This window comes from Deltaproteobacteria bacterium, from assembly GCA_012522415.1.
In the GTDB taxonomy this organism is placed as follows: Bacteria; Desulfobacterota; Syntrophia; order Syntrophales; family JAAYKM01; genus JAAYKM01.
In genome coordinates, this window is record JAAYKM010000146.1 from 1 (window position 1) to 14,394 (window position 14,394).

The 14,394-nt window shown below is 55.6% G+C and carries 13 protein-coding genes; 8 read left to right on the forward strand and 5 right to left on the reverse strand.

What is annotated here, in order from left to right:
- Both GX147_10685 and GX147_10690 read left to right on the forward strand, forming a co-directional pair.
- Positions 1–980, forward strand: a 980-nt coding sequence (locus tag GX147_10685; GenBank protein NLN61134.1) for a radical SAM protein, incomplete at its 5' end; no start/stop codon positions are given.
- Between the two features lie 96 nt (positions 981–1,076).
- Positions 1,077–1,679, forward strand: coding sequence for a hypothetical protein (locus GX147_10690; protein ID NLN61135.1), 603 nt, complete (start codon positions 1,077–1,079; stop codon positions 1,677–1,679).
- A 23-nt stretch (positions 1,680–1,702) separates the two neighbouring features.
- On the opposite strand, the gene GX147_10695 is transcribed toward GX147_10690, so the two are convergent.
- Together GX147_10695 and GX147_10700 are read right to left on the reverse strand one after the other, a co-directional pair.
- Positions 1,703–2,251: a hypothetical protein gene (locus GX147_10695; GenBank protein NLN61136.1), complete on the reverse strand. Its 549-nt coding sequence runs from the start codon at positions 2,249–2,251 to the stop codon at positions 1,703–1,705.
- A gap of 359 nt (positions 2,252–2,610) precedes the next feature.
- Positions 2,611–2,760, reverse strand: a complete 150-nt coding sequence (locus tag GX147_10700) for a hypothetical protein (protein ID NLN61137.1) — start codon at positions 2,758–2,760, stop codon at positions 2,611–2,613.
- 432 nt (positions 2,761–3,192) lie between these two features.
- On the opposite strand from GX147_10700, the gene GX147_10705 reads away from it, so the two are divergent.
- Genes GX147_10705 through GX147_10715 form a run of 3 tightly spaced genes read left to right on the forward strand, consistent with a single transcriptional unit; the run spans position 3,193 to position 7,929 of the window.
- Positions 3,193–5,154, forward strand: coding sequence for a hypothetical protein (locus tag GX147_10705; GenBank protein NLN61138.1), 1,962 nt, complete (start codon positions 3,193–3,195; stop codon positions 5,152–5,154).
- A gap of 18 nt (positions 5,155–5,172) precedes the next feature.
- Positions 5,173–6,252 carry a hypothetical protein gene (locus GX147_10710; protein ID NLN61139.1) on the forward strand — a complete coding sequence of 360 codons (1,080 nt, stop codon included), beginning with the start codon at positions 5,173–5,175 and terminating at the stop codon, positions 6,250–6,252.
- Between the two features lie 54 nt (positions 6,253–6,306).
- The gene (locus GX147_10715) at positions 6,307–7,929 is read left to right on the forward strand and encodes a peptide-binding protein (GenBank protein ID NLN61140.1); all 1,623 of its coding nucleotides are present in this window, start codon (positions 6,307–6,309) and stop codon (positions 7,927–7,929) included.
- A gap of 317 nt (positions 7,930–8,246) precedes the next feature.
- Here the strand turns inward: GX147_10715 and GX147_10720 are convergent, their stop codons facing one another.
- Positions 8,247–8,735 carry a hypothetical protein gene (locus tag GX147_10720; GenBank protein ID NLN61141.1) on the reverse strand — a complete coding sequence of 163 codons (489 nt, stop codon included), beginning with the start codon at positions 8,733–8,735 and terminating at the stop codon, positions 8,247–8,249.
- 209 nt (positions 8,736–8,944) lie between these two features.
- On the opposite strand from GX147_10720, the gene htpG reads away from it, so the two are divergent.
- The 3 genes from htpG to GX147_10735 all read left to right on the forward strand — a co-directional run bounded on the left by htpG (position 8,945) and on the right by GX147_10735 (position 13,470).
- The gene (gene htpG / locus GX147_10725; GenBank protein ID NLN61142.1) at positions 8,945–10,846 is read left to right on the forward strand and encodes a molecular chaperone HtpG; all 1,902 of its coding nucleotides are present in this window, start codon (positions 8,945–8,947) and stop codon (positions 10,844–10,846) included.
- Positions 10,847–11,082: 236 nt separating this feature from the next.
- Positions 11,083–12,099 (forward strand): type I glyceraldehyde-3-phosphate dehydrogenase, encoded by a 1,017-nt coding sequence (gene gap, locus GX147_10730; GenBank protein NLN61143.1) that lies wholly within the window; start codon positions 11,083–11,085, stop codon positions 12,097–12,099.
- Between the two features lie 42 nt (positions 12,100–12,141).
- Positions 12,142–13,470 (forward strand): sigma-54-dependent Fis family transcriptional regulator, encoded by a 1,329-nt coding sequence (locus GX147_10735; GenBank protein NLN61144.1) that lies wholly within the window; start codon positions 12,142–12,144, stop codon positions 13,468–13,470.
- Between the two features lie 59 nt (positions 13,471–13,529).
- Here the strand turns inward: GX147_10735 and GX147_10740 are convergent, their stop codons facing one another.
- Positions 13,530–13,898: a hypothetical protein gene (locus tag GX147_10740; GenBank protein NLN61145.1), complete on the reverse strand. Its 369-nt coding sequence runs from the start codon at positions 13,896–13,898 to the stop codon at positions 13,530–13,532.
- A gap of 282 nt (positions 13,899–14,180) precedes the next feature.
- Positions 14,181–14,394: hypothetical protein (locus GX147_10745; protein ID NLN61146.1), on the reverse strand; the 214-nt coding region annotated here is incomplete at its 5' end.

The following is a 14,394-nucleotide window of genomic DNA, read 5'->3' on the forward strand; positions in this document are numbered from 1 at the left end:
ACCCCTTCTCCGGATGGGTGGATAAACTGGTGGCCGGGCCGGGAGAAGCCTATCTCGCAGACCTTTTCGGGCTGGAGGACCACCGGCGGCGGATCAGCCCACCCGATTACGGAGGATTTGCCCTCAGCGATTATCTGGCCCCGGGCCGTATTCTCCCCTACAGCGCCTCCCGTGGCTGCTGGTGGCGGAATTGCGCCTTTTGTCCGGAAAAAGCGGAAAAAAACGCTTACCACCCCATATCCCCGGAGCAAGTCCAAGCGGATTTACGGATACTGATCGAGACGACCCGCCCCGTTCTGATCCATTTCCTGGATAACGCCCTGAGTCCGGCGCTCCTGCGCGCGCTGATCCGCCGTCCCCCCGGCATTCCCTGGTACGGATTTGCCCGCATCACGCCGGAGCTGAGCGATCCCGATTTCTGCCGGGCCCTCAGGGCTTCAGGTTGTGTCATGCTCAAAATGGGGCTCGAGTCGGGGGACCAGGGGGTGCTGGACAGCCTGGGCAAGGGGGTTGATCTGGCACAGGCCGCCCTCAGCCTTCAACAGCTCCGGAGGGCCGGTATCGGAACGTACGTCTATCTCCTGTTCGGTACGCCGGCGGAAACGATGGAGGCGGCGGAGCGAACCCTGATGTTTGTCTGCCGGCATGCGGAACAAATTCATTATCTCAACCTGGCGATCTTCAACCTCCCCGTATTCAGTCCCGAAGCGGCCGATCTGGAAACACAGCCTTTTTATGAGGGCGACCTTTCTCTTTATACAAACTTCTGCCACCCCCGGGGATGGACCCGACGGCGGATCCGTCGGTTCTTGGACAGATCCTTCAGGTGTCATCCCGTCATCGCCCCCATTCTCCGGCGCGATCCGGCTTGCTTTACATCCAGCCACGCTCCCCTGTTTCTCATATCGGATTGTCGCGGGATGTCATCCCGCCTCGCCGGGGACCTCCGGGGAAAAGGCGCGGAACGGGATTCCGGCTGAAACCTCCGATATAAACCGGTCTTTCAGGTTGCCCCGGGACCTCATGAATTAACCATACCAGGGGAGGATTCGGAGGGAAATCTCCTGCAGGCGTTTTTGCCTTTCAGAACCCGGCATACGAAAAGCTTTGAAGGGGCCAACGCATTTTCTTTCGAAGCCTCCCCGGTCTATGTGGAACAGGACAAACCTCTGGGAGCCGGTTCGGTGGAAAAGGGGCCGGACCTGAGAAGTTTTCTCCTCCGGGGTGAACACACGGGGGAGCGGTTACAGGCCAGGAGGGAATTCGGGGACGTTTCGGTGGATGAGACGCCGTTTACCGTCACGGACAGCATAAGTGCCCGAATCGGCTATATCCGGGAAAAATGGAACACCGACCTGAACGTCACGTACACCTATGCAAACGATCGGACCAGGGCGGATCTGGACACGTCCAGCGGATCATTCATCGGCATGGCGGCCGGGTGTGGGTGGAGGGCAAGGAAGGCGAGGGGGCATGCTTTCACTTCACCCTGCCGTGCGAGAAACACGTCGCAGTACCATTGTGACAGGCGAGAGGAATACTCACGCGGCAGGTTGTTGCTATCAAGATGGAGAATGAGAATACGAGAAAACCACAAGCACTTCGATTGTTCCTGCCGGCTCCTTATCCAACCTCCGTGCGCCCCGGGCTGTACCTCAGGAAGGCGCACGAAAGGTTGAATTAGAAAACTCCAATGCTTCGTTTAATAAATGTACGAATGAATGTCGAGATTAAAGGGGGCACCCGAACCCGGCTCCACCGTGATCACCGCTTTGCAGGGCAGGTTTTGAATACCTTTGTGCACCTCGACTTCCTGTCCCTTGTTTAGCGCTCCAACCGGAATAGTTACCACCGGCATATTTACCGTTGTGTCAGTCCAGCCCAGACAATCTCCCATGAGCTGGCCGGGTGGCGGAGCGGTATATCCACCTGTGCACTGACGATTGACATAGCTGCGCTTCACCGTTACCGTTCCGGAACTGACATCCGCGAGACTGTTATTCTTTACCTTCACAAACAGATTCGTCGAACTCGGATTTGCACCGATCGTCCGCGCGGAAATCACGGTCAACGCACCTTTCAGAACAGGAATCGGCCTTACTTTCGGAGTTGCCTTCGGAGTTGCCTTCGGAGTTGCCTTCTGCATTTCCACGGCTTTCGGAGTTGTCTTCTGCACGTCCACCGCAAACGCTATCCCTGCCGCCGCGAGACTGAACACTGCCACTACCAGAATCAATCCAACCCTTTTCATTGTAATTCCTCCTTCCCTTTCGATGTAATTAGTTGATAAGAACTTGCTTTCTGTGAACGGCAGTGTAAGAAACGGGGACTTGTATGTCAAGACAATCTTGACCGCAAGAGGTGGCTTGTTGCGCTGATGATCCCGTTGAAGGTATTTCGAACATTCGTTCTATTGAAAAATTTGCACACCTTTTGATCGGTTCATACGCCAAGAAGGCCAATTTAACCGGAAATCAGGCAGACCTTTCCATTACGCATTTTTTCACGATGCTCTATGATTGTATATAATCATCCCAGGAAGACTCAGGGGCGTTCCCCGATCAGGTCGGGGACAGGCTCCGATAATGTCAGTGTATGTGGATTTGGAGATCAGCAGGGGCGTATTCGATGTTTGGCGGGGAATGGCTTATGATTCTTGCCGTCCTTGGACCGATAGATCACCTTACCTTCTTGATCCAGATACTTCATCCGTTCCTGAGAGAATGATGCCCGGATGATGTAACGCGCAAGGTTTTCCATCGCCGTTTCATCTTGTGGCGCGATCCGGTTTGCTTTACATCCAGCCACGCTCCCCTGTTTCTCATATCGGATTGTCGCGGGATGTCATCCCGCCTCGCCGGGGACCGGCGGGGAAAAGGCGCGGAACGGGATTCCGGTTGAAACCTCCGACAAGACTTTTTGCCCGTGTCTGCCGGGGGGGGACGGCCCGTGCAAGAGGGGCCATCCTGATCGGGAAAAACAGGGGCATCCCGCACGGCGTCAGAATAGGCGTTTACAAATACGCAACGACCGTGTATGAATGGGCGAAAATGCGTTTTTCATGAATCACGCAAAGGCATGACACCCGCCGTCTTCATCCGTTGCCGGATCGAAGGACACGCGTGACGTCTGATGGACATGGCGATAACACCATTCGTACCTTAAACGAGAAAGCGGGAAAAGGAACAGCGTATGAATGCCCGTTGGCTGATTCTGTGTATGGTTCTGTTTTGCATGCCCCTGCCCCCGACATACGCCCAGGAGGAAACCGCGTCCGCCGCGAATGTCGAAACCCCTTGGATTTTATCGTCTTCTCCGGGTCCCCATGAAGAGGTCATCGGTAAAAAACCCGAAATCCGGGTCTTTTTCACGGTGGTTCCCGTTGCCGGAAGTATCACGGCTTTGCTTGACGGCGTGGACATTACCCCCTTGATTGTCCCGACGGGAAACGGCTTCATCTATAAACCGGTCTTTCAGGTTGCCCCGGGACCTCATGAATTAACCATATCAGGGGAGGATTCGGAGGGAAATCTCCTGCAGGCGTTTTTGCCTTTCAGAACCCGGCATACGAAAAGCTTTGAAGAGGCCACCCTCAATGCCGACGTGACGGGTGTTTACACCACAACATTGAGGAAGGACGCCCACGACGGAACAACCCCCTATAATGCCGTGACGGTTGAGGGCATGGTCCAGGGAAGGATCAGTGAAGGAGCCAACGCATTTTCTTTCGAAGCCTCCCCGGTCTATGTGGAACAGGATAAACCTCTGGGAGCCGGTTCGGTGGAAAAGGGGCCGGACCTGAGAAGTTTTCTCCTCCGGGGTGAACACACGGGGGAGCAGTTACAGGCCAGGGCGGAATTCGGGGACGTTTCGGTGGATGAGACGCCGTTTACCGTCCAGGGTCTTCTTCGACGGGGATTGAAAATCGATCTGGGGTACGGCAACGGGGCCCTGTCGTTTTTCACCGTCCGGGCACCGGCCATCTACGGCGTCAGAAATACCTGGGGACTGAGATACGAGAAGGACAGCCAGATAACCGGTGGTTCCGCCAGTCTTTTCCTGCCGTGTCTCCGGACCGACGTCAAGGCGACTTTTCTCACCGGCGAGGATGATTCAACCCTCACCTACGGCATCTCCGGTATTGAAACCGGACGACGGACCGGTGATATAGCGAGCCTCAGAATCACCTCCCAGATCATTCCCGCGGCGCTGATCGCCGATTTCGAGGCGGCTTACAGCCGATATGATTTCGACGACGCCGACGAGTTCGGCAAGGTCAGTGACACGGCCTGGCGGGCCGCGTTGGCCGGGGCGGTGAATCAATACAGCTATGATCTGAAATACGAATACTATGGGCGGGATTTCGAGAGCATCGCCCTGCAGGGCGGCATAAAGGATCGGGAGGGGATCTATTTCACGGGCAATGCCCTGTTCACCTATCACAGCATGAGCATCATGGCTTCGGCGTTTTGGGACAATGTGGATGACCTGTCGATCATGCCCAGGACCACGAGCATCCCTCTTGCCCTGGATTACAGCTATACCCGGTTTGCTCAGGTGCCCATGGGCTTTTCGGTTTACCATGAAAGGGTCAAGACCAAGGATGAACCGGCGGGGTTCGATCCCTTCGATACCATCACGGACAGCATAAGCGGCCGAATCGGCTATATCCGGGAAAAATGGAACACCGACCTGAACGTCACGTACACCTATGTAAACGATCGGACCAGGGCGGATCTGGACACGTCCAGCGGAAGTTACTCCCTCGCCTTTACCCTGACCCCGACAGCATACTGGACGATCAGCCTTGTGCCCAATCTGGTCCAACAGAAAAATGAAAAAACCAATGTAAGGACCGATATCTATACGACGACCCTGGATCTTCGTACCCAGCCCGTCAGGGATCTGATTTACTGGGATTTGATGGGCAGCCATACCGTGGCGGACGCAACGGATGACAGTCTGGATATGGAAACCACCACCGTCAGCACACGGCTGGCCTGCAGTTTGAAACGGTACTCCCCGACCCAACTGCACCCGGTGATCGCCCTCAAGGGATATTACCAGAGGATGAAGGACAAGGTGGCCGATACGAAAACAGATGAATTTGCGGTCTTTCTGGCTTTTGAAATCAACGGGACCTTCGGATTGTGAGGTGAGATGATGAAATTCATGAAGAGAACTCTCCGGATTTTGATGTTTGTGCTGACCCTTGTCTGGGGCGCCAACTCGGCCAACGCCCTCTCGATCAGCACCACCCCCGCCTCCGTGAATGCGGCTTACGGGCAATCGACCAGTGTGGCCATTCATTACCGGTTTGACACGCAGTTGCAGCAGCCCCTGCTTTCCACAAACGGAAGGTTTCTTTTCAATGATACCCTCATCGGCACGGTCAATCGATCCCTGAATTGCCGGTACACGGCTTCGGAAGTACTGACGATTCCCCAGCACATCGTGGAAACAGTGCGCCGCGCCGGCGGATCATCGTTTACATTCAGCCGGAATTTCAGTGGAACCTTTCAGTCCTCCCCATCTGTGGGGCCGGATTCCTTTTCAGTGGATGGGAACGTGACGATCCATATCACCCCCGGAAGCGTTGCCGCCTTTTCTTTGAGACGCATCGAACTCTACTTTGACAACTTGCAGAGAAAGAACGAGACGATGGTGCCGCGCAATTTTAAGGGTCTCAGGGCTTATGCCGACATATATTACAACGGGTCCGGCATGCTCAATGGTTACTGGGACGTGGACGGCTTGATTATCGAACGGGTGAACCGTTTTGTCCCGTCGGGCGGCAAAATGACTCTCGCAACGCCGGACATTCCCGATCTTCCGACGTTCGATCCCGGTTATCACATCGTCAAGTTTATTGTCACCGCCCCTGCAGCGTCCTTCGAGGTGCCGGAAATCGTGTACTGGGTCAGGGGGGTCGATGAGCCGGTCAAACGGCCCCTGGTTTTGATCACGCCTCAGGACGGATCGGATATCCCCGCCGATTTTTCCTTCACCTGGGAAAAGATGGAAAAAGCCGCTGTGTACCTGGTCAGCTTCTCCAGGGAAGAGGATCAGAGCGTCTGTTTTTCCGCCCTGACCCGGAATACGGCGTATCAGATTCCCGCTCCGGTTTTATCCCGGTACTTCACTGCGGGGAAGACGTTCCTGTGGTCCGTCAAAAGCTATGACACGGAGAACAACGTCATCGCTGAAAGCGGCGCGTGGAGGTTCTCCCTCCCGGAGCCCCCAAAGCCATGATACCCCGCCGGGGCTGCCAGACCAGTCCACCTTCGGCCGTCTCGGGGGGTTGACGTGCTGCAACGTCTTTTCATCGTTTTTTCCGTTGTGGTCTGCCTGGCATGCGGTTCCTCCGTCGAGACAACACGAAACGAGGACGGCGGCGTGGAACCCGCCTATGGGGATATCATGGTCGAAGGCTCCATCGGTGATGCCTCGAATCTGATTCCCCTGCTGGCGACGGATAATTCGTCCCATTCGATTTCCGGTCTGATTTTCAACGGCCTCGTCAAATACGACAAGGATATCCGAGTTGTTGGCGATCTGGCGGAATCCTGGGACATCTCTCCGGACGGCTTGGTCATTACCTTCCATCTCCGAAAGGGGGTGAAATGGCACGACGGGCAGCCCTTCACGGCGGAGGACGTGCTCTACACCTATAAGGTGACGACCGATCCGAAAACCCCGACCGCCTACGCAGGGGATTTTCTCAAGGTCAAAAAGGCCGAGGCGCTCGATCCCCACACGTTCCGGGTGACCTACGACAAGCCCTTCGCCCCGGCCCTGATGAGCTGGGGGGCCGCAATTTACCCAAAACACCTCCTGGACGGCAGGGACATTACCCAGAGCCCCCTCACCCGCCATCCCATCGGAACGGGCCCCTATAAGTTCAGGGAATGGGTCACCGGCCAAAAAATCGTCCTCATTTCCAACACCGATTATTTCGAAGGCCGCCCTTATATCGACGGCTTTATCATGCGGATCATTCCCGATACGGCCACCATGTTTCTGGAACTCCGGGCCAACGGCATCGACCGGATGAGGTTAACGCCCCTCCAGTACACGCGCCAGACGGAATCCCCCCTGTTTCGCAACCACTTCAACAAATACCGCTATCTGTCATTTACCTACACGTACATGGGCTACAACCTGAAAAATCCTCTGTTCGCGGATAAGCGGGTCCGACAGGCCCTGGCCCACGCCATCGACAAAGACGTCATGATCTCGGGGGTGCTCCTGGGTCTGGGGAAACCGGCCACGGGTCCCCTGAAACCCGGTACCTGGGCGTATAATCCCGACGTCCCCACCTATCCCTATGATCCGGCCAAAGCGAAAGCCCTGCTGGCCGAGGCGGGCTGGAAAGACACGAACGGCGACGGTATCCTCGACAGGGACGGTCAACCCTTCACCTTCGAACTCATCACCAACCAGGGAAACGAGGTGAGAGGGAAATGCGCGGAAATCATTCAGGAAAATCTGGCTAAAATCGGCATCGACGTGAAGATCCGGATATTGGAGTGGGCGGCCTTCGTCAACAATTTCATCAACAAGCGCCGGTTCGACGCCACGATCCTGGGGTGGACCATCCCCATGGACCCCGATCTTTACGATGTCTGGCACTCCAGCAAAACAAGGCCGGAGGAACTGAACTTCGTCTCCTTTGCCAACCCCGAAGTGGACACGCTCCTGGAAAAGGGACGGAGCACGCTCGATCAGAAGGAACGGAAGAAGTGTTACGACCGCATCCAGGAAATTCTGGCGGAAGAACAGCCCTACAACTTCCTCTATGTCCCCGACGCCCTGCCTATCGTCCATGGCCGGTTCCGGGGAATCGAGCCCGCTCCCATCGGGATCGGTTACAACTTTATCCAATGGTACGTTCCGGAGGGAGAACAGCGCCTCGTCATGACGCGCTGACCCGTGCGGGGCGGGGCATGCCCTATCATGGCGGCCCGATGAGGAGAAAAACCGAACAGGAAAACGGCAAGAACACCATGAAAACGAGATTGCCGCCGTTGTTCCCGGGACGCCTGCAACGCCGGTACGGGAAGGCGAGGGGCCTGGCATGACCGTGGCCCCGGCAGAGCCAGCGCTGCGGCGTTCTCAACGATAAATCGTATCAGGCCATTGTTCCGTCCGTCACCCATTCCCGGTTCGCCCCACCTCACCAGGGCGGGCGAGCGAACGATTGCGTGGGTTCGCAAGGGAGCCCGGGGGCGCGAAAACCATGAGCTTCAGCGGTGGCCGCTTTCCTGGGCGTTGTGGATAATCGTAATCAAATTGCCCGAATCATAATCACCGGAAGGATCACTGGCAAAGATCAAACGTCCCTGGTTTTGATAAACCAGTTCGTGACGATATACGTCACTGCCGCGATAAAAGGGGATCCAGGCCTTGCCGGTGACGTAGGTGCCCTGGTCGTTTGGCTGGCCGATCAGTTTGGTCACCTGTTTGATCGTCATGCCGATTTTCAGCTTCGTAAACTTGCTGTCCTTTGCCGGTTTCCCGATGATTTCCCCTTCCCAGTCGTTTATGCCCTTGACGGTTTGTGCATTTTGCCGGGTATCGGCCGGTGTAGCCTTTTGCGTCTCTTGAGAGGATTCCGCCTTGGTCGGGGGGACCAAACTTTCCATGTTTCCGGTTTTTTGCGTTGTCTGGCAGGCGGCCAGAAAAAAAACGGTTACAGACGCGATAAACAGAAATAACCCGATTTTGTTGATCATCGTTCAACCTCCGGTTTGAAGTAGAAAAAACCTATTATATCACCGTTGTCAAGGCGATTCCACGCGGTCGATGACAGATGTCTTCGGGCCGCGTCATGGCGGGACAGTCACTTGACAAATCCCAATTCGTTCACATGATAGGATCACGCGGATTGCGGCAGCTTCCGCAATAACCTTAATCATATTATAAAGATAGACAGGAGTAGCCCATGGAAGGAAAGAAAGAAACCCGTCAATTCAAAACCGAAGTCCAGCAACTGATGCACATCATCATCAACTCCCTGTACTCCCACCGGGAGATCTTCCTCCGGGAATTGGTCTCCAATGCCTCGGACGCCATCGACAAACTGCGGTTCAAGGCGCAGACCGACACCGGCATCCTGGGGGCCGACACGGAATTCAAGATCAAGATTACACCGAACAGGAAGAAGCGGACCTTGGAAATCGCCGACAACGGCATCGGCATGACCTGGGACGAGGTCGTCGAGAACATCGGCACCATCGCCCAGAGCGGCACGGCCAACTTCCTGGAGGCGGCTGCGGGCAAACCGGAGATGCTGACACCGGAGCTGATCGGCCAGTTCGGGGTGGGGTTCTACAGCGCCTTCATCGTCGCAGACAAGGTCACCCTCGTCACGAAGGCCGCGGGCTCGGATCGGGCTGTCAAGTGGGAATCCTCCGGAGACGGTTCCTACACCATCGAAGAAACGAAAAAGGAGGGCCGCGGCACATCGGTCATCCCCCGTCTGAAAAAAACCGAGAAGGACGAACAGGACTTCACCGAGGAGTGGACGATCCGCCAGGTCATCAAGAAACATTCCGACTTCGTCGCCTATCCCATCTGTATGGACGTCGAGCGGACGGAACCCGTCCCGGGTGAAGACGGCAAGCCGGACACGGACAAGACGGAAAAGGTGATCAGGGAAGAAACCCTGAACTCCATGAAGGCCATCTGGACCCGGGATAAAAAAGAGATCACCGACGAGGAATACAGCGAATTTTACAAGCACATTGGTCACGACTGGACGCCGCCCCTGGCACACCTGCATGTCAAGCTGGAGGGGGCGACGGAATACAGCGCCCTCCTCTATGTTCCCTCCATACCGCCCTTCGACCTGTTTTTCCGGGAGCAGAAACATGGCGTGCATCTTTACAGCAAACGGATTTTCATCATGGAAAACTGCAAGGAACTGATGCCGCCCTACCTGTCCTTCATCAAGGGCGTTGTGGATGCGCCGGACCTGAATCTCAACGTCAGCCGGGAGATCCTTCAGCAGGATGTCCTGGTCCGAAACATCCGGAAGAACCTCGTCAAGAAGATCTTGGAACTGCTTGCGGGCATGGAGAAAGAAAAGTACGATCAGTTCTTCAGGTCCTTCGGCCCCATTTTCAAGACGGGTGTTTCGACGGATTTCGAGAACAAGGAAAAAATCGCGAACCTGCTGCGCTATCAGACGACCCGCTCAGACGGCGCCCTCATACCGCTTGCGGATTATGTCAGCCGCATGAAGCCGGACCAGGAGGCGATTTACTACATCACGGGGGAAAACATCACGGCCCTGCAAAACAGCCCGCACCTGGAACAGTTGAAGGCGAAGGACTACGAAGTCGTTCTCATGAACGACCCCATGGACGAGTGGGTTGTCAGGGATCTGCATGAGTTCGACAAGAAGGCGTTCAAGAGCGCTGAAAAGGGCGATCTCGATCTCGGCGGGATCGACGATAAGGATAAGGAAGCGTACGGGCCCCTGTTTGGTTACATCAAGAACCGTCTGGAAGAGAAGGTGAAGGAGGTCAAACCCTCCACGCACCTGACCGATTCCGTCGCCTGTCTGTCCGGAGACGTTCAGGATATGAGCGCCTATCTGCAGAAGGTGCTCCAGGCCACCGGCCAAGAGGTGCCGCCGGAAAAGCGTGTCCTGGAAATCAATACGAACCATCCGCTCCTGGCCAAAATCAGGGCCCTTCACGAGACCGACAAGGAGTCCGCCGTCCTCGGGGACTACACGGATCTCCTGTTCGACCTTGCGGTTATCGCCGAGGGCGGAAAGATCGCCAATCCCTCCCGGTTCAGCAAAATGATCGGGGACTTGATGGTGAGCCAGGGTTGAGGGGCAGGCAACCGGCTCTCCCCTTCCCCAAAAACCGCCAATCCACCCGTGAGGTGATCACGAACCATGAGCGGGCTGCGGCTTTTTCTCTTTGACATTGGCCGCCATTTACGTTAATCCTTTCGCCGGGTAATGAAGGAATGCCGGTTTGTCGTCCCTGCAGGGGCAGGCGATCGGGTTCTTGACACGGAACGGCGGTAAGGCTGTTCATATTTTGTTTCAGCAGAGAAAGGAAAATCGGTATGGTGCGTATCGGCATTAATGGTTTCGGACGCGTGGGTCGGCAGGTGTTGAAAGCCGTTGTCGAAAACTACAGCGACAAGTTGGAAGTGGTCGCTGTAAACGATCTGTTCGATGTGAAAACCAATGTCCATCTTTTCAAGTATGATTCGAACTACGGCTGCTTTTGCGGAGACGTCGAGGCCGCGGACAACGCCTTCAAGATCAACGGGAAACTCATCAAAAGTTTTGCCTGTAAGGATCCGGCGGCGATTCCCTGGAAGGACGAAGGGGTGGAGATCGTTGTGGAGAGCACGGGCATTTTTACGGAAGGACCCAAGGCGGCGGTTCATCTGACGGGCGGCGCAAGGAAAGTGATCATTTCAGCGCCGGCGAAGCAGGAGGACCTGACCGTTGTCATGGGGGTCAATGAAAAGATGTACGATCCGGCGCGGCATCATATTCTCTCCAATGCCTCCTGTACGACGAACTGCCTGGCGCCGCCCGTTTCGGTCATTCATCGGGCCTTCGGGATTGAAAAGGGCATGATGACCACGGTGCATGCCTATACCAACGACCAGCGTATTCTGGATCTGCCGCACAAGGATCTGCGGCGCGCCCGCGCCGCGGCGCTCAGCATCATCCCCACAACGACCGGGGCCGCCAGGGCGCTGTCTCTCGTGATCCCGGAGTTGAAGGGCCGTTTTGACGGTTATGCTCTTCGGGTACCCACCCCGACGGTTTCCGTGGTTGATTTTGTGGCCGAACTCAAGAAAAGCACCACGACCGAGGAAGTTCGGGCCGCTTTGCGGGAGGCCTCCGCCGGTGCAATGAAGGGCATTCTGTGCTGCGAGGATCTTCCCCTGGTCTCGATGGATTTCAAGGGCAACAGCCATTCCTCGATTATCGATGTCGAGTTTACGCAGGTATTGAAGGAAAACATGGTCAAGGTCGTCGCCTGGTATGACAACGAGTGGGGCTACTCCTGCCGGGTAGCTGATCTGGCGGCCTTTATCGCTGAAAAGGGGTTTTAATTCACGATCTTTTAAATTTTTCATCATCCGGGGGGGTGAAAAATGTTGATGCGTGTTTTGGTCATCGATGATGACCCTTCCTGTCGTCCCGTTTGGGAATCGATCCCGCCTTCAGAAATCATGATTGATTCGTATGCGTCGCCGGCGGAGATCAAACCGCCGGAGATGCCCCGTTATGATTTCATAATCAGTGAAATCAATCTGGCGCGCCGGGAGAGCTTCCGCCGGTTACGGGATGTGGTGCCTGAGGCCCCTCTTATTCTGATTTTACCCGCGGGAAAAACGGAGCGCCCTGACGAAACCGTGAAGTTGGCGGCTTGGGACCATCTTTACCGGCCTCTTGCGGCCGATGTGATCCGCGGGGTCATAAGGCACGCCATACAGGTCCGCGACGTTTACCAGCAGGCGATGGCATCGCCTTCGTCCGATGACGGCAAGTTTCGTTTTGTCGGTACATCCCCCGTCATGATGACCTTCTACAGGCAGATTGCCCGCGTCGCCGATTCCATGGCCAGTGTTCTCATTGAAGGAGAAAGTGGGACCGGCAAGGAGTTGACCGCCCGGGCGCTTCATCGCTTGAGTCGTCGCAGGGGCAGGCCTTTTCAGGTTGTCCATTGCGGTGCGATTCCGGAGTCCCTCATGGAATCCGAGCTTTTCGGCTATGCAAAGGGCGCCTTTACCGGGGCCGACCTGCCTCATTCCGGACTGATTGAGGCTGCCCAGGGGGGGACCCTGTTCCTCGACGAAATTACGGAAATGTCGCCCGCTCTCCAGGGAAAGCTCCTGCGGTTCATGCAAAACGGAGAGGTGCGGCGGCTGGGTAGCCATACCGTCTCTCATCCGACAGTCAGGGTCATCGCTTCAACCAACAGGGACATGGATCAGGAGGTGGTGGGCCATCGCTTTCGTGCGGACCTGATGTTTCGCTTCGTTATCCGATTGAAAACACCCTCCCTGCGGCATCACAAGGAAGATCTTCCCCGCCTTGTCCAGACCATCTGCCGAAGGTTTTCGATGCCTGAACCCCGTGTCGATTCCGAGGCGATGGGGCTTTTACAGGGTTATGACTGGCCCGGGAATATCAGAGAACTGGAAAATGTGCTTGAACAGACCCATTTACTTTATCCCTACCCGCTCATGCGAGCGGCCCATCTTCCCGAACGCTTCAGAAACCCGCAGGCTTCAAGGCCTCCCCTCTACACACCCCTTCAGTGGGCGGAACGAAACCAGATCATGCAGACGATTCAGAGTCAGGGCTGGAATCGGAGCCGAACGGCCCGGATCTTAGGGATTGACCGCAAAACCCTGCGCCTGAAAATGCATTTCTACGGGTTGGAGAAGGAACGAAAGCAGACGGTGAAATCGTCGTGAGCCGATGGGAGAGGTACGGAAACAGGGGTTCCGTACCTCTTTGGAAGGGAGACGAGCAGTCACTTTTTGGACGTGGTTTTAGATTTGGACGATTTTTTCGCAGAAGCCTTCTTGGCCGTCACCCTGAAAGCTTCCTTCTGGCCGTCTTTCTCCGTATAGAAGACGGTCACCTTTTCGCCTACCTGGACCTTGGCGGGTTTAAGCAGGGAAAACTCCATGGTGTCAACCTTGCCCTTGTTTTTGAACTCGATTTTGATCTTCGTTTCGGTCAGGTTGACGACGATCCCGGTTTTCTGCCTTTTCGCCACCTTTTCTTTTGCCCGCTCCGTTGTCGTTGGAGCCGTGGCGGGCTGGTCAACCGCAACAACGTTCCCTGCCAGGATGAATGTGAATAAAAATCCGACTAAGCACACCAAAAAACGTTTCATGAATAGACACCTCCTCATTGAGTTTACATTGATGAAAGCAGGTTGTGTGCCATTTGCAACATGGCCTATGACTATAAAATATTCAGTGAAATAAGGTTGTTACGTTGATCTTTCCGTTTCAGGCGGAATCGGTTGTGTTGCGCCCTGAAGCTTTTTTCCCCGGAGGCGGGGTGTTTTTCCTCAATCCGTCTCTTTCAGGGTCTGATGAGCCCATCCCCCTCCCCTGGTCAGGTGATTGAAGACCCCATGGAGACGAGGCGAAAGACCTCCCGGGGGGCAATGTCAAATGTCGCAGGCAGCCGTATCGAGGCCGTCTCCAGAAAGGTCCGCTTCCAATTCGTCCTGGTTGTGATAATAATGGAAGAGAATACGTAGAGCGGTATTGGGTTGACTTCCGTAGGGGCAGCGGCGATTCAAATGGTCAGGACAGTCAGGCGGGAAAAGCAATATGATGTGGTGGTCATCGGTGCCGGCGCCGGAGGTATGATGGCGGCGG